This window comes from Paraburkholderia sp. GAS333 (genome assembly GCF_050435665.1).
Taxonomy (GTDB): Bacteria; Pseudomonadota; Gammaproteobacteria; order Burkholderiales; family Burkholderiaceae; genus Paraburkholderia; species Paraburkholderia fungorum_A.
On sequence record NZ_JBNDKS010000004.1, the window covers coordinates 529,206 to 552,132 of the forward strand.

The 22,927-nt window shown below is 60.4% G+C and carries 21 protein-coding genes, 1 pseudogene and 1 riboswitch; of the genes and pseudogenes, 8 read left to right on the top strand and 14 right to left on the bottom strand.

The genetic code is table 11. The annotated features are described in order from the left end of the window. Both ABH945_RS24320 and ABH945_RS24325 read left to right on the top strand, forming a co-directional pair. Positions 1 to 792, top strand: coding sequence for a molybdopterin-dependent oxidoreductase (locus tag ABH945_RS24320; RefSeq protein ID WP_429252198.1), 792 nt, complete (start codon positions 1 to 3; stop codon positions 790 to 792). A 67-nt stretch (positions 793 to 859) separates the two neighbouring features. Next, positions 860 to 1,474: a hypothetical protein gene (locus tag ABH945_RS24325; RefSeq protein WP_074768514.1), complete on the top strand. Its 615-nt coding sequence runs from the start codon at positions 860 to 862 to the stop codon at positions 1,472 to 1,474. 75 nt (positions 1,475 to 1,549) lie between these two features. On the opposite strand, the gene ABH945_RS24330 is transcribed toward ABH945_RS24325, so the two are convergent. Both ABH945_RS24330 and ABH945_RS24335 read right to left on the bottom strand, forming a co-directional pair. After that, a complete protein-coding gene (locus tag ABH945_RS24330) occupies positions 1,550 to 2,140 on the bottom strand; it encodes a TMEM165/GDT1 family protein (RefSeq protein ID WP_074768512.1) in 591 nt (196 codons plus the stop codon). 12 nt (positions 2,141 to 2,152) lie between these two features. Beyond that, a riboswitch (yybP-ykoY riboswitch) is annotated at positions 2,153 to 2,332 on the bottom strand. A gap of 144 nt (positions 2,333 to 2,476) precedes the next feature. Next, positions 2,477 to 2,866, bottom strand: coding sequence for a surface-adhesin E family protein (locus tag ABH945_RS24335; RefSeq protein WP_074768510.1), 390 nt, complete (start codon positions 2,864 to 2,866; stop codon positions 2,477 to 2,479). A 335-nt stretch (positions 2,867 to 3,201) separates the two neighbouring features. Here ABH945_RS24335 and ABH945_RS24340 point away from each other — a divergent pair, with 335 nt between their 5' ends. After that, positions 3,202 to 3,489 (top strand): helix-turn-helix domain-containing protein, encoded by a 288-nt coding sequence (locus tag ABH945_RS24340; protein ID WP_429252199.1) that lies wholly within the window; start codon positions 3,202 to 3,204, stop codon positions 3,487 to 3,489. A gap of 58 nt (positions 3,490 to 3,547) precedes the next feature. Here the strand turns inward: ABH945_RS24340 and ABH945_RS24345 are convergent, their stop codons facing one another. Next, a complete protein-coding gene (locus tag ABH945_RS24345) occupies positions 3,548 to 3,925 on the bottom strand; it encodes a hypothetical protein (protein WP_429252200.1) in 378 nt (125 codons plus the stop codon). Positions 3,926 to 3,950: 25 nt separating this feature from the next. Here ABH945_RS24345 and ABH945_RS24350 point away from each other — a divergent pair, with 25 nt between their 5' ends. Beyond that, entirely contained in the window at positions 3,951 to 6,023 is a 2,073-nt protein-coding gene (locus ABH945_RS24350) for a TonB-dependent receptor (RefSeq protein WP_429252201.1), read from the top strand. Positions 6,024 to 6,123: 100 nt separating this feature from the next. On the opposite strand, the gene ABH945_RS24355 is transcribed toward ABH945_RS24350, so the two are convergent. Further along, positions 6,124 to 6,564 carry an SET domain-containing protein gene (locus tag ABH945_RS24355; RefSeq protein WP_429252202.1) on the bottom strand — a complete coding sequence of 147 codons (441 nt, stop codon included), beginning with the start codon at positions 6,562 to 6,564 and terminating at the stop codon, positions 6,124 to 6,126. Between the two features lie 299 nt (positions 6,565 to 6,863). On the opposite strand from ABH945_RS24355, the gene ABH945_RS24360 reads away from it, so the two are divergent. After that, positions 6,864 to 8,408 (top strand): methyl-accepting chemotaxis protein, encoded by a 1,545-nt coding sequence (locus tag ABH945_RS24360; RefSeq protein ID WP_074768504.1) that lies wholly within the window; start codon positions 6,864 to 6,866, stop codon positions 8,406 to 8,408. 37 nt (positions 8,409 to 8,445) lie between these two features. On the opposite strand, the gene ABH945_RS24365 is transcribed toward ABH945_RS24360, so the two are convergent. Further along, positions 8,446 to 9,402: a helix-turn-helix domain-containing protein gene (locus ABH945_RS24365; protein WP_074768502.1), complete on the bottom strand. Its 957-nt coding sequence runs from the start codon at positions 9,400 to 9,402 to the stop codon at positions 8,446 to 8,448. Positions 9,403 to 9,499: 97 nt separating this feature from the next. Between ABH945_RS24365 and ABH945_RS24370 the strand changes: the two genes are divergently transcribed. Beyond that, positions 9,500 to 10,744: a DUF1479 domain-containing protein gene (locus ABH945_RS24370; RefSeq protein ID WP_429252203.1), complete on the top strand. Its 1,245-nt coding sequence runs from the start codon at positions 9,500 to 9,502 to the stop codon at positions 10,742 to 10,744. Positions 10,745 to 10,833: 89 nt separating this feature from the next. Then, positions 10,834 to 12,066 carry an ABC transporter substrate-binding protein gene (locus ABH945_RS24375; RefSeq protein WP_429252299.1) on the top strand — a complete coding sequence of 411 codons (1,233 nt, stop codon included), beginning with the start codon at positions 10,834 to 10,836 and terminating at the stop codon, positions 12,064 to 12,066. Positions 12,067 to 12,548: 482 nt separating this feature from the next. Here the strand turns inward: ABH945_RS24375 and ABH945_RS24380 are convergent, their stop codons facing one another. The 9 genes and pseudogenes from ABH945_RS24380 to ABH945_RS24420 form a co-directional block, all read right to left on the bottom strand. Next, positions 12,549 to 13,841 carry an MFS transporter gene (locus tag ABH945_RS24380; protein WP_429252204.1) on the bottom strand — a complete coding sequence of 431 codons (1,293 nt, stop codon included), beginning with the start codon at positions 13,839 to 13,841 and terminating at the stop codon, positions 12,549 to 12,551. A 150-nt stretch (positions 13,842 to 13,991) separates the two neighbouring features. Further along, entirely contained in the window at positions 13,992 to 14,885 is an 894-nt protein-coding gene (locus ABH945_RS24385; RefSeq protein ID WP_429252205.1) for a phosphate ABC transporter substrate-binding protein, read from the bottom strand. A 28-nt stretch (positions 14,886 to 14,913) separates the two neighbouring features. Next, entirely contained in the window at positions 14,914 to 16,464 is a 1,551-nt protein-coding gene (locus ABH945_RS24390) for an acetolactate synthase large subunit (protein WP_429252206.1), read from the bottom strand. Next, positions 16,465 to 17,322, bottom strand: a complete 858-nt coding sequence (locus ABH945_RS24395) for an HpcH/HpaI aldolase family protein (protein WP_074770652.1) — start codon at positions 17,320 to 17,322, stop codon at positions 16,465 to 16,467. It lies immediately after the preceding gene. Continuing rightward, on the bottom strand, positions 17,319 to 18,206 hold the full coding sequence (locus ABH945_RS24400; RefSeq protein ID WP_429252207.1) for an amidohydrolase family protein: 888 nt from the start codon (positions 18,204 to 18,206) through the stop codon (positions 17,319 to 17,321). Before ABH945_RS24400 ends, ABH945_RS24395 begins: the two co-directional genes overlap by 4 nt. 44 nt (positions 18,207 to 18,250) lie before the next feature. After that, a complete protein-coding gene (locus tag ABH945_RS24405) occupies positions 18,251 to 19,276 on the bottom strand; it encodes an amidohydrolase family protein (RefSeq protein ID WP_429252208.1) in 1,026 nt (341 codons plus the stop codon). 86 nt (positions 19,277 to 19,362) lie between these two features. Continuing rightward, complete coding sequence (locus ABH945_RS24410) at positions 19,363 to 20,337, bottom strand: ABC transporter substrate-binding protein (protein ID WP_429252209.1); 975 nt, start codon at positions 20,335 to 20,337, stop codon at positions 19,363 to 19,365. A 316-nt stretch (positions 20,338 to 20,653) separates the two neighbouring features. Next, positions 20,654 to 21,610 carry a LysR substrate-binding domain-containing protein gene (locus ABH945_RS24415; protein WP_429252210.1) on the bottom strand — a complete coding sequence of 319 codons (957 nt, stop codon included), beginning with the start codon at positions 21,608 to 21,610 and terminating at the stop codon, positions 20,654 to 20,656. A gap of 204 nt (positions 21,611 to 21,814) precedes the next feature. Next, positions 21,815 to 22,012, bottom strand: a pseudogene (locus tag ABH945_RS24420) (porin); the annotation flags it as partial. A 156-nt stretch (positions 22,013 to 22,168) separates the two neighbouring features. Between ABH945_RS24420 and ABH945_RS24425 the strand changes: the two are divergent. Then, complete coding sequence (locus ABH945_RS24425; RefSeq protein ID WP_429252211.1) at positions 22,169 to 22,897, top strand: alpha/beta fold hydrolase; 729 nt, start codon at positions 22,169 to 22,171, stop codon at positions 22,895 to 22,897. Positions 22,898 to 22,927 lie beyond the last annotated feature (30 nt).

A 22,927-nucleotide genomic window follows, 5' to 3' on the forward strand; every position in this document is an offset into this window, starting at 1 on the left:
ATGACGTTCAGAAAACAGGCTAAAAAGCCGGCCGCAATTTTTTCGTCCCACGCCGACGCGATCATCAAGGATGTGAGCCGCGAACTGAAAAACCCCGCACGCAGGCTGCTCGGAAAGCGGATTCTCACGCTCGGCGGCATTGCGATGCTGTCGGGTTGCGACCTGTCCAATGACAAATCGGTGAACACCATGCTGCGCAAAATGTCGTTCTTCAACGACGACGTGCAGGCTCTGCTGTTCAACCCGAACGAAATGGCGCCGACCTATCCGGAGTCGATGATCACGCGGCCGTTTCCGTTCAACGCGTTCTACGACATCGACGATGTACCCGAGGTCGATCCCGCGACATACCGGCTCGAGGTGAACGGCCTCGCGCATGGAAAGCGTGTGTGGACGCTCGAAGAATTGCGCGCGTTGCCGCAGGAAAGTCAGATTACGCGGCACATCTGCATAGAAGGGTGGAGCGCGATCGGCAAATGGGGAGGCGTGCGTTTCGCCGATTTTCTCAGACGCTCTGGCGCCGATACCACGGCCCGCTACGTCGCGTTTCATTGCGCCGATAACTACTCGACCAGTATCGACATGCCGACCGCGCTACACGCGCAGACGCTTCTGACCCTGACCTACGACGGCCAGGTTTTGCCACCGAAGTACGGCTTTCCGATGAAGCTGCGCATGCCGACGAAACTCGGCTACAAGAATCCGAAACATATCGTCGCGATCAGCGTGACGAACGAATACCCCGGTGGCTACTGGGAGAACCAGGGCTACAACTGGTTCGGCGGTTCCTGAGGTTCACCGGTCTTCAGTCTTTTTTCTTTAGTCGCAGGTCAAACCAACGGTTTTTTACGGAGCATCCATGTCTATTCGTCTGAATCTCGGCGTTACTCTCGTGACGCTGGCTATTAGCGGCGTCGCGCTTGCGCAGACCCCGGCGGTCAAACCATCGCGCATCCGCGGCGATATCGTTTCGCTCGACGGCGACGTGCTGAAGGTGCACCGCCGCAGCGGCGACACCGTGTCGATCGACCTCAAGCCGACGGTCACCGTGTCCGCCGTCAAGGCCATGCAACTGTCCGATATTAAACAGGGCTCTTTCGTCGGCACGGCCGCGACGACTGGCACTGACGGCAAGCTGACGGCGACCGAAGTGGTGGTGTTCCCGGAATCCGCGCGCGGCACGGGGGAAGGGCACTATGACTGGGATCTCGGCCCGAATAGCTCGATGACCAACGCGAACGTCGACACGGTCGTTCAGGGCACCAGCGGCCGCGATCTGAAGCTGTCGTACAAGGGCGGCAACAACACGGTGACGGTCCCCGCGAATGTGCCCATCGTCACGTTCACGTCGGCCGCGCGCACCGACCTGACCGCCGGCAAGAAAGTGTTTGTGGTCGCCACGCCCGCGTCGCAAGGCACCTTCGTCGCGCAACGCGTGGTCGTGGAAAAGGACGGCGTCGCTCCGCCGATGTAAGCGGTTTTCTCGCGCTGCAAGTTCTGCGTGACGGCTTCCGCTAATCCACGGGAGCCGTCACGTCACGCCGGAAGATCAGAACATCGAGTGAGTTTCCGGATACAGCGCCGTGCGCAGTGCGAGGCCGCCGAGTACGACGAAAATAAGCGCCGCCAGGATATGAACCGCCTTGGTCGGCAAGCGGTCAGCGAACTTGTGGCCAAGATAGATAACCGGGACGTTCGCCAGCATCATGCCGAGCGTCGTGCCCGCCACGACGCCGAAGAATTCGTGGAATCGCGCCGCGAGCGCCACTGTCACGATCTGGGTTTTGTCGCCCATTTCCGCGATGAAGAACGTGATTGCCGTTGTTCCGAACACGCCCATTGAATCTTTGACGGGTAGAGCGTCGGCATCATCGAGCTTGTCCGGAATCAGGATCCACACGGCCATGACCGCGAACGACGCCACCACGGCCCAGTTCATGATTTCCGGCCTGATGATGCTGGCAAGCCACGCGCCGAGCGCACCCGAGAAGCCGTGATTGATCAGCGTCGCGACGAACACGCCGAGCACGATAGGGATAGGTTTGCGATAGCGCGCCGCAAGAACCAGAGACAGCAACTGGGTCTTGTCGCCGATCTCAGCGAGACCGACAACGCTTGTGGATACGAGGAATGATTGCATGGGGTTTGTTATAACCGGGCCGCACGGTCAAATCACGATGACACGCACTCCCGCGACCCGGCTGGTGGGAGTGTGAGTCATCGGTCTTGCCAGGCGATTGCTGCGCGCGCCATGGACGGTCTGACGACCGCTCCAAGTATGTTGACGCGAGCCCCTGAACATTTCGTCCAAGGCGGCTACTCCCCGAAGAGGCGCCGATTATAGCGGTCTGACAGCGCCCCAGGCAAGGCGATTCAGACAAACCCTCTTCGATGAAAGCATTTAGCAAGCAACGCGTTGGCGATTCACGAAACGGCTGGCTGCGTTACTTTTGCAACTACTGGCAAACTTTCGCAGCTACTGGCAAACGCGATGCAGGAGGATCGCCATGGGCGTGTCGGGAGCGACGGCTTCCATCTCGTATTTTTTGCGTGCGAGCGACTGGATGGTCGCGCCGGTCTGATCGAACCGGGCGAAACTCACGAGCGCGCCGGATTTATCCGCGCAGTTGAAGACGAAGTGATCCAGCCCGTAGGCAGTGGCGATCTGGTCACCGGATTGAATCCGCGGCGTGCTGTTGACAGCCTTAGTCCAGACGTTCACCGTCTGGCCGGTGCGCGTGATGGATTCCGTGTCGACATAAAACGTCGCGGTGGGATTCTGGCTGACGACCTCCCATTTTGCGTCCGCGTAGGCGACGGCTGCAGTGGCAAAAAGCGCGGCGCAAATGGCCCATTTTTTCAGCATCGTTTGTCTCCTTCGTATTGGTTTGGCCAGCATGATAACGGCACTTGGGGCGTGGAGGATTAGCGGGTTTGTCTGGGGTTTCTGCTAGTGGGTGGTGGATTGGGGTAAGTGGTTGATCGGCAATGGGAAAAGGAGGGTTTGGGATTGTTGTAGTTTGAAGGTGGTGTGGGATTACTAAACGGGCTGGGGACTGCATCTTAATTTGACATAATATAAATTATCAACACAAAGTCTGTAGCGGCTAAGTTGTAATGTCCGGTTTGAGCCAGTTAGAAATGTCCGGGCTGGCTGCTGTGGTGCATGCAGCGGCATCAGAGCCAGCCCGGAGCCCGACCATGAACGCACGTGGATTCATCACGATCCGCATGCATGAGCTCGAGCTCATGAAGATCATCGAGGCGGTCATCCAGCACCGGCAGACGATCGTACTGGCCGCTGAACGGCTGCAACTGTGTGAGCGTCAGGTCAGCCAGCTGGTGTGGCGCTACGAGGCTGCTGGACCGGCCGGGCTCGTTTCGGCACAGCCCACCAGCCGCACACTGCTGGCGAACCTGCGGGCACAAACCAGGGCGCTGGTGCGCGACCGCTATGCCCATTTTGACCAACACCAGACGGCCGACTAGCGCGCCAACCCACCCAGGCAGGCAACCATCCACAACCACACCCAACCTTAACGTTCCCTTAACAATCCACCCGTTTACCAAATTCCAACAATTTGTTTGCGTTTCCCCAGCACGCATTTACAACATGCTTTCTGATTTTTACAATCCATAACCGCAAATGCGAATCATGACTATTTGCAATTACCGAATCCACGCTTGGCGCCTCTAACGAACGGTCATGAGTTGTCAGGCAGTGGACCGTCGAAAACTGACTACACGCCATGACATCTTCCGCCCAGTTCAGGATGCGCACGATCGCGTCCGTTACAGCCTTGTATTGCTCCGGATTTTTCGCGACCACCGCCGTCCACGCGCAGGCGACGCCCGCCACGCCGCCCTCCCCGGCATCCACAACGGCGGCTTCGACCCCCTCCAGCAACGCCGGCAGCACCGCCACCGACGCCACGCTCCCTGCAGTGAAAGTGACTTCGTCGGCCCCGTCGGACCTGCAGACGAAATCGCTGTCTTCGTACAAATTCACCTCGCCGCTCATCGACACGCCGCGCTCGATCACGGTCATCCCGCAGGAGGTGCTCAAGGAAAAGAACGTCTCGACCTTCACCGACGCGCTGCGCACCGTGCCGGGCATCACCTTCCTCGGCGGCGATGCGGCGGCGAATCCTTCGGCGGATCGTCCGGTGATCCGCGGCTTCGAATCGCGCAACTCGATTTTCGTCGACGGCATGCGGGATTCGGGCGTGCAAAACCGCGAGACCTTCGACGTCGAAAACATCAGCGTCGTCAAAGGTCCCGACTCGGTGTACGCGGGACGCGGCTCGGTGGGCGGCAGCATCGACATCACCACCAAGGCGCCGCAAGCCGACAATTTCATCAATGGCAGCGTCGGGCTGGGTACGGATAGTTACCGACGCGCGACCGTCGACTGGAACCAGAAGCTCAACGACACCACCGCGATCCGCCTGAACGTCATGGGCCACGATGCCGATCAGGCTGGCCGCACCGACATCTATAGCAAGCGCTGGGGCGTCGCGCCGTCGATCGCGTTCGGCCTGAACTCGCCGACCACGGTCACGGTGAGCTACTACCATCTGAACACCTATGACATGCCGGATTTCAGCTCGCCGTTCCGCTCGACGGGCGGCACGCCGGTGGCGACAGACCGCGGCCAGTTCTTCGGACTCAACTCGCGCGATTACCGGCGCGGCCAGACCGACACGGGCGAAGTGAAGGTCGAACATCGCATCAACGACGCATGGAAGGTGAAGAACACGACCGTATTCGGCCGCTCGACGCTCGACTACATCGCGACAAATCCGCAACTCACGAGCGCGACCTCGAACATCCTGAGTCTGCAGGCAAAGAGCGGCAAATACGCGACCAATAGCGTGGCGAACCAGACCGAGGCGAGCGGCAAGTTCGACCTCTACGGCATGCGTCATACCGTGACAGCCGGCGTGGAATTCAGCCACGAACAGGATCTCTACGAGGGCTATCTCGTCAGCGATTCGGCGGGCAACAACATCCGTTCGGGCGGACCGTGCTCGGTCGCCTACAACTGCACGTCGCTCTTCGGCGGCTGGAATCCGGACAATCCGTGGACGGGCAGCATCGCGCTGAACGGCGACAAAAGCTTTCCGGGCCCCGCAACGCACACGCAGACGAACATCGCATCCGCCTATCTGTTCGACAGCGTTCAGCTTTCCGAGCGCTGGATCTTCAACGCGGGCATGCGCTTCGACCGCTACGACGTGACCGCCGAGCAGGCGGGCGTCGCCAATCTGAGCAACTCGTCGAACCTGTTCAGCTATCAATTCGGCCTGGTGTTCAAACCGATCCGCACCGTCAGCCTGTATGCGTCATATGGCACATCGTCGAATCCGCCTGGCTCGAACTCGGGCCTCGGCGGCGGTACCGACCAGATCACCACGACCAACAAGGATCTCGCGCCCGAACGCTCGAACAACATCGAAGTGGGCGCGAAATGGGATGTGCTGGATCAGCGTCTGTCGCTCACGACCGCGCTGTTCCAGACCGAGAAGACCAACGCTCGCGTGAGCGACGGTTTGGGCGGTACGATCAACGCGGGCTCGCAGCGCGTACGCGGCTTCGAGTTCGGCTTTGCAGGCAACGTGACCAGCAAGTGGGCCGTGTTCGGCGGCTACTCGTACCTCGACGCGATCACGACCGATGCGGGCCCCACGAGCCCGGCTCTATCAGGCTTGCCGATGGTCATGGTGCCGAAGCACAACTTCACGCTGTGGACCAGCTATGACGTGTTGCCCAAGCTCACGTTGGGCGCGGGCGCGACGGTGTCGAGCCTGACTTACGCATCGGTGGCCGCGACCTCGCGCAAATGGATTCCGGGCTACGCGCGTTTCGACGCATCGGCCACGTGGCGCGTGTCGAAGAAGATCGACTTGCAACTCAACGTGAACAATATCTTCGACAGGAAGTATTACCAGACCGCGTATCCGATCTATGCAACCTGGGCGCCGGGCCGCTCGGCGATGCTCACGATGAACTTCTATCAGTAAGTAACTGAAAGACGTGCATGGCGGCTTGGTGGACAAGCGGCCGTGCACGCGAGTTCCCGCATGCTCATGCGCGTGCTGCATCCGCCCTTCCCCGTTCCTCTCACACGCTAGCCGCCAGCATCGACCGGCGGCATCGGGCGGACGCACAGGCGCACGCATATTGCGCGCGAGCCTCTTCGTCTTCCGTTTCGTCGATGGCCAGCAGATAGTCGATGAACAACTCTTCGCCCACGACGATCGGCCGGATCGCGTGAATGAAAATGCGGCCGCGATCCTCGATGGTTTCGCAGTTCGGCGTACACGCGTGATTCAGCCAGCGCGCACTGTTGCCGCTGCGGCTACCGTCGATCACGCGTCCATCCGACAGCCCAAACAGGAACGTGTGGCCCGCGACGCCCTCGCGCCGGTGTCGACGCACCGCGTTTTTCCACGTCGTGATTTCCCCTTTGTATTCGAACACGCGCTCGCCCGCCTCGAGAGGACGCATTGCAAATACACCCTTGCCGTGAACCGGCGATCTCCGCACGATGACGCGTCGCATTCTGTTGCTCCGATGGTCGTCCTCGCGCAAGTATGAAGCAGCAAAATTTCGCGTTGACGGGTCGAACGAAGATTTTTGTTGCCGCGGCGTTCTGCTGTCGGCGCGAGTACCGGTGATTTTTTCACGCCGTATCAGGCGGTCCATCGTCGCGCGATCACGCACACGATGCATGGCCGTGGGAATCATTCTTACCGCCCGTTTCTTCATACAAAAGAGAACGCTAAAGGTCAGGTCGAGCGAGCCGATATATGTACCGAACAGTTCAAATTTCAACCGTGCGCCGTGTGCGCTAGAACCCAATGAAAGTCTCGACAAAGCTCATTCTTCTCGTCAGTACCGCGCTGGCCGGCGTGATCTGCATCGCCGCGATCGCGTTGTCGCAACTCAACAGTGCTCTGATCGAGAGTCGCCAGGGTCAGGTGCAGACGCTGCTTACCAAGGCAGAGCATCTGACGCTGTATTACCAGTCGCTCGAAACCAGCGGCAAGATGAGCCGCGCCGATGCGCAAGCCGCCGCGAAAAGCGCGCTCAGCGAACTGAACGTCCCCGGTGCCAAGAGCTACTTCTGGGTGACCAGCACGGACAGCATCAACCTCGTCCATCCGAACCCGGCGCTGATCGGCACCAAGACGGGCGGCAACAAAACCACCAACGGCAATCTGACCGATACCCAGGCCTACACGCAAGGCCTCGCGAACAACCATATCGCGCTGGTCGACGTGCTGATCCAACGCACTCAGAACGGCCCTTTCGAAGCCAAGTTGCAAGGCGTCGTGGCGATTCCGGGATGGGGCTGGTGGATCGGCACAGGCTTCTTCTACGACGACATCAACACCGCCTACTGGAAGCTCGCGAAAACCCTGGTCTCGATCGCGATCGCGATTTTCGCTGCGGTCGGCGCGATGGCCTGGTTCATGACGCGCAGCGTGACCCGCGCGCTCGGCGGCGAACCGGCCGACGCAGCCGCATTTGCCGCGCAGATAGCGGCGGGCAATCTGTCCGCCGATATCAAACTCGCGCCGTCGGACCGTTCGAGCTTGCTGTATGCGCTCGGCGAGATGCGTGTGAAGCTACGTGAACTGGTGCACAGCATCCAGCGTTCGAGCGATTCGATCGCAACCGGCTCCGGCGAAATCGCGCAGGGCAACACCGACCTGTCGCAACGAACCGAAGAGCAGGCAGCGTCGCTCGAAGAAACGGCGGCGAGCATGGAGCAGTTGACCGCGACGGTGAAGCAGAACGCCGAAAACGCGCGTCAGGCGAGCCAGTTGGCCGTACTCGCGTCGGACGCGACCGAGCGCGGCGGTAACGCGGTCGACGAAGTGATCGGCACGATGCAAGGCATCGCAGACGAATCCCGCAAGATCGGCCAGATCATCAGCGTGATCGAAGGGATCGCTTTCCAGACCAACATTCTGGCGTTGAACGCAGCCGTCGAAGCGGCACGCGCGGGTGAAGAAGGACGCGGTTTCGCAGTCGTCGCGGGCGAAGTGCGCACGCTGGCGCAACGCAGTGCGGCGGCGGCCAAAGACATCAAGGAACTGATCGGCTCGTCGGTCGCGCGCGTCGATGACGGTACCGGGCAGGTCGCAGTGGCCGGTGAACGGATGCGCGAGATCGTGCAATCGATCAAGCGCGTCAGCGACATCATGGGCGAGATCGCGGCGGCATCCGTCGAACAGAGCACGGGCATCGAACAGGTCAACCGGGCCGTGTCGCAAATGGACGAAGTGACGCAACAGAACGCGGCGCTGGTGGAAGAAGCGGCGGCTGCGGCGGCGTCGCTCGACGAGCAGGCGGCGAGATTGCGCACCACGGTCGCCGTATTCCGGCTGGAGAGCTGAGCACGCGCGCAAGCGCCTGAACGCAGTCAGACTTTAATCACGCAATGGATTTCGGCAGTCGCGGATTCCGTTGCAACGAAGGAGACCGTTCAGTGATCCGTGGACCATCACCGGTCTCCGCCATATCGCCCGCTGCAAACTGCTTGCGGTAAGCAGCGGGCGTCAGTTCCTTTAACGCCTTGAACTGGCGATTGAAATTAGCCACGTTCGGAAATCCGGAGCGTGTTGCCACGACTGAGATCGGGGTGGACGTATGCGCAAGCATCCGGCACGCATGCCCGATCCTGACCCGCGCGATATATCGCCCCACGCTCTCTCCAATGTGCTGCTCGAAGTAGCGCGACAGGGACCGCTCCGACACATTCGCCGCCTCGCAAAGATCGGACAGACGCAGCGGCTCGGCGAAGCGTAAATCGATCATCGACAGCACGCGATTGATACGCTCCGGTTCGTGGCCCGAAGGACCCTCGCTCCGGTCGCTGAACGCGGTAGGCGAAGCGAGCGGATCACCGGGTGCATCCGACAACATGCACAGCACATTCAATGCAGCGGCAAGGCGCTCTCGTGGCGCACTGGACAACAGTTTGTCGACCTGCTCGTGCATCGCCGCGCCTACCTGCCGGTCGAACGCCAGTCCGCAGGCCGCCCTGCGCAACAGGTGACGCAACGGCGCGTATTCCGGACAGACATCCGCGAGACGCCGTGCCCAGTCGCCACCGAACCAGATCACGATCGCCACTTGCGAAGACGCCGGGTCGATCGAGCGGTTCGACGACCACGTATGCGGAAGATTCGGCGGCACGAGCACGAGGTCTTCGTCGACATAATCTGCAATCGAATCGCCGATATAGCGCTTGCCGTGACTGTTCAAAGTCAGCGTCAATTCGTATTCGGGATGGTGATGCCATTCGAACGGAATACGCGGCAAACGCCGGTGGTAAACCCTGACCGAGCAGTCGTCGCCAAATTCGACGCGTTCGTAGGCTGGCTTCATGGCTGGAATCGCAAAGAAATTGTCTGGATGGTATCACTTTTGTGCAGGCGCCCAGCCTATGCTGCGGACATGGCAGAACCCACAAAAGGAGACAACCATGGCACTCAAAATTGACGATTTGCCGGTAGCCATCCGGCAGGCCAAACAGGAACTTCGCGAGCGGCTTCCGAACTACCGCGAGGTTTTCGCGCAAGTCGATGAAGCGATCCGCGCCGAAGCCAGCAGAATCGCCGCGCAACGCAGCCGCGGCGAAAACGTGATCCCCGAAATCCAGTTTTCCGATATCGCGGAGCAGCGTGTGACCGCAGCGCAAATCGAACTCGTCAAGACGCGCGGCGCATGCGTGATCCGCAACGTGTTCGACCGTTCATTGGTGGAAGGATGGGACCGCGATATCGCGGAGTACGTCGAACGCAACGACCTGGATACGCGCCTGAAAACCCGCGCCGAAGATAAATACTTCGGCCAGCTCGCATCGAGCAAGCCGCAGATTTACGGCGTGTACTGGTCGAAGCCGCAGGTGCTCGCACGTCAGGCATCATCGCTGACGGCGGCTCGCGTCTTTCTGAACCGGTTGTGGCGTCATGAGAGCGAAGGCCGCGTGCATTTCGACCCGGAACGCGTGCCGGCTTACGCGGACCGGATGCGTCGGCGGCCGCCCGGTTCCGAGTCGCTGGGGCTGTCCGCGCATTGCGACGGCGGCTCGGTCGAGCGATGGATCGAGGGCAACTTCCGCCAGGTTTACCGGCACGTGTTCGATGGCAACTGGCGGCAGTACGATCCGTTCGATGCCGCGTTCCGCCCGGACGTCGAAGAGATTGCGTCGCCCGCCGTGTGCTCGATGTTCCGCACGTTCCAGGGTTGGACCGCGTTGACGCCGCAAGGCCCCGGCGACGGCACGCTGCAACTCGTGCCGATTGCGAATTCGATGGCGTATATCCTGTTGCGCGCCCTTCAGGACGATGTCGCCGACGACGACCTGTGCGGCGCGATGCCCGGCCGCGCGCTCTCGATCAAGCAGGAGTTTCATGCGCCGCTTTTCGAGGCGCTGTCGTCGATTCCACACATGCAGGCTGGCGACACGGTGTTCTGGCACAGCGACGTGATCCATGCCGTGGAAGACGCGCACCGAGGTGCAGGCTATAGCAACGTGATGTACATCGCGTCCGCGCCCGCGTGCGCCAAGAACGACGAATATCTGAAGCGCCAGTTGCCGGGTTTCCTCGAAGGAAAGAGCCCGCCGGATTTCCCGACCGATCATTTCGAAGTCGACTTTGCGGGCCGTGCTACTGCCGAAGATCTGACGCCTCTCGGTAAAGCTCAACTCGGATTCGATCTGTAAAAAGCCCTACCTGCGCACGCTATTCCAGCGTGCGCCCGTCTGAAGATTCACAAACAAAATCAACGGAGACAGCAATGAAAAGAACACGCATGTCAGTTGCCATTGTCACTGTGGCGCTCGCTGCGGGCGCACAGATTGCAACGGCTGCCGAGTCGCTTTCTGTATTGCACTGGTGGACTTCGGGCGGTGAATCGAAGGCGATCAGGGTACTTAAGGACGACATGAATAAACAGGGCTACGAGTGGAAAGATTTCGCCGTGGCCGGAGGCGCGGGCGCGGCTGCGATGACCGCGCTGAAGACCCAGGTCATGTCGGGAAACGCGCCATCGGCTGCACAGATCAAGGGGCCGCTGATACAGGACTGGGCCGATCAGGGTGTGCTGGTCGACATAGATAAATCGGCTACCGACTGGAAAGCCCAACTGCCGGTGCAAATCGACAAGACCATGAGGTCGCACGGTCACTACGTGGCGGCGCCATTCTCCGTACACCGGATCAACTGGCTGTGGATCAACAAGGCGGCCCTCGATAAAGTCGGCGGCAAACCGCCCACCACGTGGCCGGAGTTCTTCGCGCTCGCCGACAAATTCCGTGCTGCGGGCATTACGCCTGTCGCGCGTGGCGGGCAGCCCTGGCAGGACATGACCATCTGGGAAACGGTAGTGCTTTCGCAGGGCCCGGATTTCTATCGCAAGGCCTTGATCGAGCTGGACCAGAAAACCCTCACTTCGCCGCAGATGTTGCAGGTGTTCCAGACTGTCCGGAAGATTCAGGGTTACTTCGATAAAGGCTCTACAGGTCGCGACTGGAATCTCGCCACCGCGATGGTCATCAACGGATCGGGCGGAATGCAGTTCATGGGCGACTGGGCAAAAGGCGAGTTCGCGAATGCGAACAAGAAAGCCGATGTCGACTATGTGTGCGCGGCCGCGCCGGGTACGTCGAACTCCTTTACGTACACGGTCGACTCGTTCGTATTCTTCCAGCAGAACGGCCAGAAGGAAGCAACTCCCGGACAACTCGCGCTGGCCAAAACAATCATGTCCCCTGCTTTTCAGGAGCAATTCAGTCTTTACAAAGGTTCTATTCCGGTCAGGCAGGATGTTTCAATGGACAAGTTCGACGCTTGCGCGAAGAAATCACGCGCAGATGAACAGGCGACCATCAAGTCCAATTCGTTCTTTCCGTCGTTCGCGTTTGGCGATGTTCAGTCGTCCGCAACCGAAGGTGCGATTACCGATGTCGTGACCAACTTCATGAACTCGAATGAAGATCCGCAAGATGGGATGCGCAAAGTTGCCGCTGCGGCGAAGATCAAATAGGTGTGATCTTTTGAATCGGTCTCACGAAATTAAATGGCTGTAAAAACGCATTCTCAGGCAATGAGAAAGGGGTTGAAGAACGTCTCCTCCATGTCTTCTCGATATGGATTTAGCCCGCCATTCGCGCGGGCTTTCTTTTTTCCACTTGTGTTTCGCTTTGAATAAAGCCGTTGCAGATGCGGACGGCCAGAGGAACAGATAAACACATACGATGCAACGCTGGACATTGAGTTGGAAGCACAGTGAAGCGACGATTCAATCGCTCGACGCGATGCTCGCACCTGTCCAGGTTGAACTCGGCGGAGGTCGAAGCCTATCGCCGCTGCATGATGCGCCGTGGAACGTCGAGCCGGCCAACAGTTTCTTCGATCTCGGCCGGGTCGCGGTCCCGCCCGCAGGCCACCCACTCGCGGACCGATCCGGGTTGAGGTTCCTCGTCGAAGAGCCGCGCACCCTTCGCTATCGGCTTTCATCACGCATCGCTATACCGTCACCTCGCCCGGCTGTTTTTCAAAGCCATCGTCATTGACCTTCGGCGCCCATTTACGCCGCAACAGCACCACCGTGCTGGTCGCGCCGAGCAGCAGGAACACGAAAATAGCCAGCATCGGCCACGTGTAACTGCCGCCCACATGGAGCAGCCAGCCCGACAGGCTCGCGGAAACGCCACCCGCCAGGCTGGTCGCCACCTGCTGCAAGCCCGTGTTCAATCCGACCGCCTGCTTCGGGATCAGCGTCAGTTTGACAAGCGCCAGATTGTTCGCCGTCACGAGACCGAGCAGCGACAGCGACACGACATTCCAGAACAAAGCCAGTTGCGGCGACGGTGCATAAGCACCGAGCAGCACAGTCGTGCCACCAATGAACCCTGCAACGATAAACGACTTGCGCACAACGACCGCGTCGTATCCGCGCGCGATCAACCGGTCTGCGGCGAAGCCTGCGAGTGCCGCGACGATTGCGATGCCGATGAAGCTGAAGAACGTATATAAGCCTGACTGCCTCAACGAAAGACCGCGCTGCTCGACCAGATAAGCGGGCATCCACGTCATGCAGTAGAAAGAGAAATAGCTATAGCAGAAGTTAGTGATAAGGCCGCCCCATACCACGGGACTCGCCAGAAGATTGCCGAGCGGCACCGACGCAGCGCGCTGTTTCGCCGCTACCAGTTCCGCTTTAGAAGGAAAGTCGTTGCGCAGCATCAGCAACCACGGCAACAGCCAGATCAACCCGACCAGACCAGTGACGACAAACATCACCTTCCACGAGTTCGACACGATCAGCCATGCCGCAATCGGCGCACCGAGGGCGGGTCCCATTTTCCCGCCGATCGAATAGATTCCGAGCGCCGTGCCCTTCTGCGTCTCCTTGAAATTATTCGCGAGATAACGGTAAGTGGCAGGAACGACTACGGCTTCTGCTGCGCCGATCAGAAGACGCACGAGAATCAGCGCGGAAAGTGTCGCGACCATGCCGGTGGCGGCCGCCGCGAGACACCAGATCACGAAACAGATCGAGTACGGCCACTTCACGCCATAGCGATCGACCAGCCAGCCCATCGGCAGCTGCAGCAAACCGTACGACCAGAACACGGCTGAGCCCAGCCATCCGCGCTGCACGTGTGTCAGCGTAAATTCGCTGATGAAGTGATGATCCGCGAGCGCAGCCGACATGCTCGTGCGATCCACGAATGAAATCATTAACCCGAGCGCGAGCAGCACGAGAATGCCCCAGCGATTCTCGGGGAGCAGCCGTTGTTGTCGCGTTGTCTCCATTACTTCATCTCCAGTCGATTTTCTTTATATTTGACGCCAGCTTGCTGCCCGCACGCATTGTTCAATGCGACGTACCGGCCGGATGGCGACTCGACGTCGCCATCCGGCCGGTTCAATTCAACACAGATGCATCCAACACGACATCGGCGATTACCCGAGGCTGCCGGTTACATCGTCGAACAACTCGTCGACGCTCAAGCGACGATCGATGATCTTCTGATCCAGCGCCCAATCAATCGCAAGCTGCAATCCCTTGCGGTTCGCTTCAAGCCCAATCGGCGGAAATACGGCCGGCACGCCTTCAGCCAGATTGCGGCTCTCGACCACCATCCGGTACAACTCGCGCACCACATCCGGGCGCTGCTTCGACACGTCTTCGTGCACGACGAACATGTGATTGATCGGCACCACGTTTTCACGCGCGAACCAGTCTTTCGCCGCCGCCTGCGCGTTCGGCACCAGCGTGCGCACGCGTTCGTCCTTCGGCATGTCTTCGCCGAGCAGCGCGGCGGCCAGTTCACCCTTGAGCATCATCTCCGGAATCGACGAACCGGCCGGCAGACGCTCGCAGTTGTTCGGATCGCGGTACTCGGCGAGGTGACCGTCGCCGAGCGTCATCCATTGCACCTTGTCGAGATCGACGCCGTATTCGTGACGCAGAATGCCGCGAATCCACAGCGCCGTGGTCTGCGTGTACGTGCGCACACCGACCTTCCTGCCTTCGATATCTTTCGGATCGAGATGACCGAAGTCGAGGTTGTAGCCCGCGCAGTGATGCTGGAAGCGGCCCGAGATCGGCGTCGGCAGCAGCGCGTACGGCTTGCCGTACGCCTTCGCCTGCAGGAACGTGACGATCGCGAGTTCGCCCGCGTCGAATTTATTCTCGCGCACCATCGCCTTGAAGCCGTTGTGCGCGGGCGTCGGGCCGCAGAAATCGAGGTTCACGATATCTGAGCTGACGCGGCCGTCTTTCATCGCTTTCGTGACCGCGTAATCGGCCAGGTTCGTGCGCAGCGTCGGCACGCCGGTGAAGTTCGTTGTCATTGATGGGGGTCCTTAAGCTTGATTGGATTTACAGCCTGACCTCGATCAGGCACGGGCCCGACTCGTTCGCCGAGTTCGCCATGGCCTGGTGGAATGCTTCGGCGGTATCGACGGAAACAGCGGGCACGCCCATGCTTTTCGCCATCGCGAGCCAGTCGATGCGCGGACGGTCGATGTCGATCATCGCCAGCGCGCGCTCGCCCGGCGCACCCGCGCCCATGTTCGCGTACTCGGCCTTCAGGATCGCGTAGCTGTTGTTCGCGAAGATGATCGTCGTGATGTTCAGGTTCTCGCGCGCCTGGGTCCACAGCGACTGGATCGTGTACATCGCGCTGCCGTCGCCGACCATGCAGAACACGCGCCGGTCCGGACACGCGAGCGCCGCGCCGGTGGCCACCGGTGTGCCGTAGCCGATCGAGCCGCCCATGTTGTTGATCAGATCGTGCGGTGCGGCGCCGACGGTCAGGCCCATCGTTTCGCGGCCCGTGGTCAGCGATTCGTCGACGAGGATGCAGTTCTCCGGCAGCGCGGCGGCGAGTGCCTGCGCGATGCTGGCGGGTCCGAGTGCACCGGTCGGCGGTGTGGAATCGGCGCGTTGCTGAAGCACGGCTTTCGCATTCGATGCGCCCACGGCTTCGACCAGCATCTCCAGTCCTGCAACACCGTCCTCGCCGATTTCGACCAGTTCATGCACGCTGGTACCCGCTGATTTCAGCAGGCTCGGTTTGTCCGGATAACTGAAGAACGCGATCGGCTCGGTGGTTTCCACCGTGATGATGTGTTTGAAGCCCTTCAGATAGTCGACCGCCTGATTGACTGCATACGGAATGCGTTCGAGCGTCACGCGCCCTGCGCCGCGCTCGATCCGCGCGCTGAAGAACTGCGTCGCGATGCGGCAGCCGGTGGCCGCCTTCAGCTTGCCCGCGAGTTCGACCGCACGGCCTTGGGTCGAATGACCGGCGAGCACGATCAGCGTCGGCTCGCCCGAGTGCAGCACCTTCGCGATGTGCTCGACGCGTGCGACGTCAGGCGCTTTTGCTTTCGGTGCCGTCATTGACCGCGAAGGCACGACCGCTTCACCCGCTTCCTGCCACGATGCATCGCCCGGCAGGATCAGCGTCGCGATCTGGCCGACGTGTTCGCTTGCCTTCGACACCGCCGCGGCCACGTCCCACGCGACCGTATGCGACGACTCCACACGACGCACCCAGTGACTCAACGGACGCGCAAGCCCTTCGATATCGGACGTGAGCGGCGGATCGTACTTCAGGTGCGAAGCCGAATGCTCGCCCACGATGTTGACCATCCCCGACGATGCACGCTTCGCATTGTGGATATTGGCCAGCCCGTTCGCGAGGCCCGGCCCCAGGTGCAGCAGCGTGGACGCGGGCGTGCCCTTCATCCGGTAGTAGCCGTCCGCTGCGCCCGTGCAGACGCCTTCGAACAGGCACAGCACGCTGCGCATCGCCGGATTCTCCAGCGCCTTCAGGAAGTGCATCTCCGACGTGCCGGGATTCGCGAAACAGATATCGACGCCCTGCGCTGTCAGCGTCTGGACCAGGCTTTCGGCTCCGTTCATTTAATACCCCGCCAGCTCGCGTGCTGCACCGACAACGCCATAGCTGCGTTGCGGCGCGGACATCAGGAAGCGGTAGCCTTCCTTGACCAGACGGTCGTGATTCTTCGCGGTCGTGTGCGGATTGCCGACCACCACGTTGTGCTTGTGGCAGGTCTCGACGATCTGGCGCATCGCGTCGAGCACTTCAGGATGTTCGTACTGACGCGGCAGGCCGAGTTGCTGGCTGAGGTCGCCCTCGCCGATCAGGATGAAGCCGATGCCCGGCACGTTCGACAGGATGTCGTCGAGGTTGTCGATGGCTTCGGTGCTTTCGCACATCAGGCCGACCAGGATTTCGCCTTCGGGGGCGAGCGGCCACACGTCGGCCTTTTTGTAGTAGTCGGCCATGCTCAAGCCCCAATAGCGTGCGGCCGTTGCGGGACCGTCGCCGCGTGCGCCCTTCGGCTCGTACAGCGGCGCATTCTTCGGACGTGCATAGCGGCACGATGCGACTGCGTTATATGCCTGCTCGACGGTCGCGACGTGCGGCCACACGACACCGTAAGCACCGCGATCGAGCACCTGCTTCGCAAACGCCTGATTCATCTCGACACCGTTCGCGGGGATGCGCGCAATCGGCGTCACACGCGGAGCCACCGAACCGGATTCGGCGATCTGCTTGCGGTTGAGCATGTACTGCAACGCGTCGCCGAGAGCGGACACGTCGTACGGGTTGTGCTCCATTTCGAAGACGATGCCGTCGTACGGCGCATCGCTCATTTCGATTGCGTTCTGCTTGTCCAGTTTCGAAAACGCGGTGTACGCAGTCTTGCCCGATTCGAAGGCGCGAATGATGCTGTTGAGGCGGGTGTCGCTCATGCCAGTTCCTTGTTTTGCGTGCTGAGTGCATCCGAGGCCAGAGCCGGATACAGTTGCAATGCTGTCTTGCCGAAGATCCATTCGCGATCTTCTTCGCTCACGCTTGCAAGACCTGCTTGCGCGGTTGCGAGAATTTCGGCAAGCGTTCCCGGCGACGTCGGGTAGTTCGAGCCCCACGCCAGCCGCTTCGCGCCAAAAGCCTCGACCACGCGCGGGAAAAACGTTTCCGCGCTGGCCTTTTCCTTCTTCACATCGCCGAAAATGCGCGGCGTGAGCTTGAAATAGATGTTGTGGAATGGCGCGAGATCGAACAGGCTTTGCGCTTTTGCGTACGGTGCGCCATCGAGAACATCCGGACGAGCCAGGTGATCGAGGATGATCGCGACGTTCGGGAAACGCTTCGCGAGCGCGGTCACTTGCGGCAAGCCGATCGGGCCGGTCTGGATGCACATCGGCAGACCGAGTTCGCCGCACAATTCCCATGCAGCGAACGAGCGCGGATCGTCGAGTTCGCTCGGGTCGAAGTCTTTCGTGCTGCCGCCCGTGAACAGACGCAGGCCCGCGAGCCCGCGTTCGACCGCGTCACGAATCAGCTTGGGCGCGTCCGCCTGCAATACATCGATCGAACCTACGGCTACCAGGCGGTCCGCGTATTTCGCGCAACCGTCCAGCACATAGCTGTTGTCGAAGCCATACGTGGTCGACGAATGCACGACAGCCGCCTTCGCGACGCCTGCCGCATCCATCGAAGCAATCAATGTTTCGACCGTGCTCGGACGCTCCTGCGACCAGTCCGAACGCTTGCCAAACAACGGTGCCGGCGGATACAGCGTTTCGTTATCGGAGATGATGTGCGGGTGAATATCAACGATTGATGAAGCCATAAGTTCCTCTGTCTCTTGTGGATGCACGGCGCTGCTGCGCGCGCTTACCTGCCTTGCGCCTTCAGGCGTGCATCGAGTCGCGGATACACGCGACGTGCATTGCCCTCGAAAATCTTGTAGCGATCTTCTTCCGACAGCGCCTCGCACGCGTCGATATAACGCTTCGTGTCGTCGAAGTACTGGCCCGTTGCCGGATCCTTGCCGCGAACCGCGCCGATCATTTCCGAGCCGAACAGCACGTTGTCCGACGGAATCACCTTGGTCAGCAGTTCCACACCCGGCTTGTGATACACGCACGAGTCGAAGAAGATATTGTTCAGCAGACCTTCGAGCGGACGGTCGCGCATTTCGAGCGACATGCCGCGGTAACGGCCCCAGTGATAAGGCACTGCGCCGCCGCCGTGCGGAATCACCAGACGCAGCGTCGGGAAATCCTTGAACAGATCCGATTGCAGGATCTGCATGAACACCGACGTATCCGCGTTCAGATAATGCGCACCTGTACCGTGGAAACACGGATTGCACGATGCCGCGACGTGGATCATCGCGGGCACGTCGAGGTCGACGAGCGCTTCGTACATCGGATACCACTCGCGGTCCGCCACCGGCGTGCCGGTCCAGTAGCCGCCGCTCGGGTCCGGGTTCAGGTTGCAGCCGACGAAGCCCAGTTCCTCGACGCAACGGCGCAATTCGGCGACGCTGTTCGCAGGCGCGACGCCCGGCGATTGTGGCAACTGGCAGACCGGCGCGAAGTTGTCCGGATACAGTTCGGTCACGCGATGCACGAGGTCGTTCGATACGCGGGCCCATTCGAGGCTGGTGCGTTCGTTGCCGAGGTGGTGGCTCATCAGGCCGGCGATCGGCGAGAACAGCGTGAGGTCACTGCCGCGTTCGCGTTGCAGCTTCAGTTGACCATTGCCGATGGCTTCGCGGATTTCGTCGTCGCTCACACGTGCGCCGTCGAGCGACGGTGCGTTGGCGGGGTCGTTGGCAAATTCAACCTGCTTCGCGCGCCACGCGCGGAACGAAGCGGGAACGGTCGTGAAGTGACCGTGGCAATCGATAATCATGGTGTCTCCTGTCGACCGGTGTTAGCGCTTCAGCGCTGACTCCGGACCTATCCAGCTTGTTGCGGTAATCGTGCGGTCGCAGCGCCTTAGCCAGCCAGTGGATCGACGAACAGCTCATCGATATCCATGCGTCGCGGCGTGAGCCCCTGCTTGAACGCGGTCGCTTCCAGCGTTTGAATCGTCTTCAGGTTTTCCCGCAGACCATAAGGCAGCGGATCGTGTCCGACGATCTTGCGTAATTCGAGGTAGTTCCTGTCGCTGGCAGTCGTGGCTTCGCCTGCAACGAGACGCGCGAGCCATTCCTTCTTCGCTTGCGCGAACGCGTCGTAAATCGACTTCGCGATCCACGGATGCTCGGCCAGCACCGAATCCTTCACGACGATCGTGCCGTGCATCGGATAAACGCCGGTGCGTGCGTAGTATTCGGCTTCGAGTTCCGCGGCGTTCGGCAGCAGGTCCGGGTAGTCGGCTTCGACTTCCTTCCAGCCGCCCGTCGGCGCACCCGTTCGGCCGATACCGGCAGCACCGGCGAAACCTGCCGACAGTTCGCCCGACGCCATCATTTCGGCAAGCGAGCTGCCTTCCGGCGCGTGAATCACGTTTTCCGGCAGCTTCAGTTGCTGGACGTGTTCTTCGTCATCGACCACCCAGGTGACCTTCGACGAATCCAGACCGAACTCGTCGATCAGCACCTGACGGGTCCACACGCCGGTCGTAACCGAGTACGCACGCACGCCGACTTTCTTGCCTTCGAGGTCTTTCGGATGCTTGATGCCGGCGTCCGGGCGAACCAGCAGGCCGCCGTGGTGGAAGCGGCGCGTGACGAAAATGGGCAAGCCGACGAACGGCGCACCATGAGCGCGAGCGATGATGTAAGTGGTCGGCGCCAGCTCGCAAACGTCGAATTCGAGGTCGCGCACCATCCGGCGAAACGCGCCGATTTGCGGCTGCACATTGACGAATTCGGCGTCGACGCCTTCGATTTCGATGGCCCCATCGCGAATGGCCGCCGTGTGCGGGTGACCGGCAATCGCGATTTTGAGCGGGACTTTTTTAGTCAACGGTGTCTCCTGTTTGAATAGGCTTACTGGATCCCCGCCGTCGCCGCTTGGTGCGGAGGCTAGCCGGCCTGGCCAGGCAGGTGATCGCGTTGACGACATGATCTTGCCGTGCGCAATTTCCGTCTATTGAAATAAAGAGCGGTTGCGTTAACCGTTTGGTAAAGCCCCCCCACGCAACTACGCGATGCGCCGAGGTGGGAGCAGAAAGGAAGAATGCAGTGGAATGCGTGTCCGGCAGGACAACGCAGGGCCGACGCCGACGCAGGGCGCGTCGGCAAATCGGTCGGCCCTTGCGGGGGCGAGTTTCGGTCGAAACCTAGTCGGCGTGATTGGCGACGGCGACGTCAGCCGAACAAACCTGTTCGAGACAGCGCAGCAACGACATGGCGCTAGGCGCGAGAGGTTTGTCGTCACGCCAGAGCGCACCGAGCGGACGCGTCACGAGCTTCAGATCGATCGGCAACACATTGAGCGGACCCACGTCGGCGTAGGGGTACAGCACGTCGCCGGTATGGATTGCAATCGCGTCGTTGAACTGCAGATATGCGCGGATCAAATGGTTCGACAGTGTTTCGATGTAATTGGAGGGCATGGCGAGGCCATGACGCGCAAACGCGTTTTCAATCGGCTCGCGCAGCAGCGAGCCCACCGGCGGAAGCACCCATGGGAATTCTTCGAGATCCGACCATTCGACTTTCGTTTTACCTGCGAGCGGATGACGCGGCCCGGTTACGAGTTTGGTCTGCGGCGCGAGCAACACCTGCTCACGCAGGCCGACGGTATCCGACTTGTTCGGCAATCGTCCGACGATCATGTCGAGATCGCCCCGTTGCAACTCCTGCACCAGCGCACCCATGCGGTTTTCGCGGATCTCGACGTTGGTGTGAGGCGTGTCCTGTTTGAGCAGCGTGAGTGCTTTCGGCATGATGGTCGACACCATGATGGGCGACGTTCCCACATACACTTTGCCGGCGCTCCCCGTTTGCAGCGCGCGAATTTCTTCAGCGGTCTGGTTCAGGGTGCTGAGCACGATTCGCGCATGCCGAACCACACTTTCGCCATACGCGGTGGGCCGCAGCCCGTTCGCCGTGCGTTCAAACAGCTTGACCCCCAGGGCCCGCTCGATATCGCCGAGTGCCTTCGATACCGCCGGCACCGTGATGTATGAATTGGATGCGACCTGACGCAGATTTCGGAAATCGTAAACGGCAACCAGCAGGCGCAGATGCCGCACCTTCAGGTTGACGTTCAGATACCAGTCCAGTTTCCCCATGCTGTCTCCGGATAGAGCAAAAGCGGGTGCCGCAGATCGTGACACGCAGACCATGGCGTAGAGCCTGGCGTTGCCTCTCACCGCACCACCCTGCACTTCCGTATCGATCCGATGACCTATTTCCCGGCACCGCAGATCAGCATGTTATCCGACGTGTCTCCACTAATGCCGAAGAGTCGCGGCGACGTGCGGGAGCCGATTCTCTCAATGAGAAAACTCGACGACCGGCTTCGATGGATTTTCAATCGGGTTGTCGTCGTCCGGCAGATCTTCCTGACCGGGAAAGCCGACGCGATTCGACGAAAGCCAGCCATTCGTGTTCATCGACGTCCCCGAACCATGCCCATTATTCGTGTACCTCACGGCACCATCGACAATCCCGTATAGCGTCACGGAAGATTGAGCGTGAGCGGCGCACTTGCACCGTCCATTGAATAAATGCCGCGATGCGTTATCTGTTTGGTAAAGTCGTCAGTCGCTGGACGGACCGGAAAATGCGCCTGATAACCGGCATGCCGAAGGTCCGTGGATCATCGAGATGAGAGGAGACAACGTCGTATGAATGGCAAGCCGCCTGTTATTTTTATTCACGGCTTTATCGGTACCTTTGACGTAGCAGAGTTCGACGCGGAATACGCCGCCCCACATTTGCTGGGCTATGGCGAGTACCGAGGCACTTCTTTCGACCGCATTTCGCTGCCCGCACAGGTCGAACATATTCGCGCGTTCGTCGACGCCAAATTCGGCACGACGAGCGTCGATCTTGTCGGCCACTCAGTGGGCGGTGCGATTGCGATGCTGTTCGCACACGCTTACCCCGACCGCGTGCGGCGGATCGTCAACGTCGAAGGAAACTTCACGCTGGACGATGCATTCTGGTCCGCTTCGGTCGGCCGCATGACACCCGCCGAAGCCGGGACGATGCTGGAAAGTTTCCGCGCCGATCCGCTCGAATGGCTGCGCAGCGCAATCCCCGATGCGACGCCGACAATGGCAGACTCGGCCGCGCGTTGGCTCGACTATCAGCCCGCGTCGACATTACGGGCAATGGGGCAATCCGTTGTGGCGGTCACGGGGAGTGTCGACTATCTTTCCACCTTGAAGCAGGTATTCGCGCGTCATTCCGTGTATCTGCTTTCTGGCGAGCGTTCGCACAGTAGCTGGAATGTGCCGCATTGGGCATTTGAAAAAAGCGCCGGCCGCGAGACGCTCGATCACTGCGGACATTTATTGATGATCGAAAATCCCGCTGCATTCTCGGCGGCGATCCGGCGGTTTTTGAACTGACCGCCTGCCTGAAAATGTCATCTGACTGTT

What these genes read in the sequence shown, in the direction of transcription:
- ABH945_RS24335 (WP_074768510.1), bottom strand. Translation starts at nt 2,866, where the DNA reads ATGCTGAAAAAATGGGCCATTTGCGCCGCGCTTTTTGCCACTGCAGCC.
- ABH945_RS24370 (WP_429252203.1), top strand. Translation starts at nt 9,500, where the DNA reads ATGGCACTCAAAATTGACGATTTGCCGGTAGCCATCCGGCAGGCCAAA.
- ABH945_RS24330 (WP_074768512.1), bottom strand. Translation starts at nt 2,140, where the DNA reads ATGCAATCATTCCTCGTATCCACAAGCGTTGTCGGTCTCGCTGAGATC.
- ABH945_RS24425 (WP_429252211.1), top strand. Translation starts at nt 22,169, where the DNA reads ATGAATGGCAAGCCGCCTGTTATTTTTATTCACGGCTTTATCGGTACC.
- ABH945_RS24365 (WP_074768502.1), bottom strand. Translation starts at nt 9,402, where the DNA reads ATGAAGCCAGCCTACGAACGCGTCGAATTTGGCGACGACTGCTCGGTC.
- ABH945_RS24405 (WP_429252208.1), bottom strand. Translation starts at nt 19,276, where the DNA reads ATGATTATCGATTGCCACGGTCACTTCACGACCGTTCCCGCTTCGTTC.
- ABH945_RS24340 (WP_429252199.1), top strand. Translation starts at nt 3,202, where the DNA reads ATGAACGCACGTGGATTCATCACGATCCGCATGCATGAGCTCGAGCTC.
- ABH945_RS24415 (WP_429252210.1), bottom strand. Translation starts at nt 21,610, where the DNA reads ATGGGGAAACTGGACTGGTATCTGAACGTCAACCTGAAGGTGCGGCAT.
- ABH945_RS24355 (WP_429252202.1), bottom strand. Translation starts at nt 6,564, where the DNA reads ATGCGACGCGTCATCGTGCGGAGATCGCCGGTTCACGGCAAGGGTGTA.
- ABH945_RS24360 (WP_074768504.1), top strand. Translation starts at nt 6,864, where the DNA reads ATGAAAGTCTCGACAAAGCTCATTCTTCTCGTCAGTACCGCGCTGGCC.
- ABH945_RS24395 (WP_074770652.1), bottom strand. Translation starts at nt 17,322, where the DNA reads ATGAGCGACACCCGCCTCAACAGCATCATTCGCGCCTTCGAATCGGGC.
- ABH945_RS24375 (WP_429252299.1), top strand. Translation starts at nt 10,834, where the DNA reads ATGTCAGTTGCCATTGTCACTGTGGCGCTCGCTGCGGGCGCACAGATT.
- ABH945_RS24380 (WP_429252204.1), bottom strand. Translation starts at nt 13,841, where the DNA reads ATGGAGACAACGCGACAACAACGGCTGCTCCCCGAGAATCGCTGGGGC.
- ABH945_RS24320 (WP_429252198.1), top strand. Translation starts at nt 1, where the DNA reads ATGACGTTCAGAAAACAGGCTAAAAAGCCGGCCGCAATTTTTTCGTCC.
- ABH945_RS24400 (WP_429252207.1), bottom strand. Translation starts at nt 18,206, where the DNA reads ATGGCTTCATCAATCGTTGATATTCACCCGCACATCATCTCCGATAAC.
- ABH945_RS24325 (WP_074768514.1), top strand. Translation starts at nt 860, where the DNA reads ATGTCTATTCGTCTGAATCTCGGCGTTACTCTCGTGACGCTGGCTATT.
- ABH945_RS24390 (WP_429252206.1), bottom strand. Translation starts at nt 16,464, where the DNA reads ATGAACGGAGCCGAAAGCCTGGTCCAGACGCTGACAGCGCAGGGCGTC.
- ABH945_RS24385 (WP_429252205.1), bottom strand. Translation starts at nt 14,885, where the DNA reads ATGACAACGAACTTCACCGGCGTGCCGACGCTGCGCACGAACCTGGCC.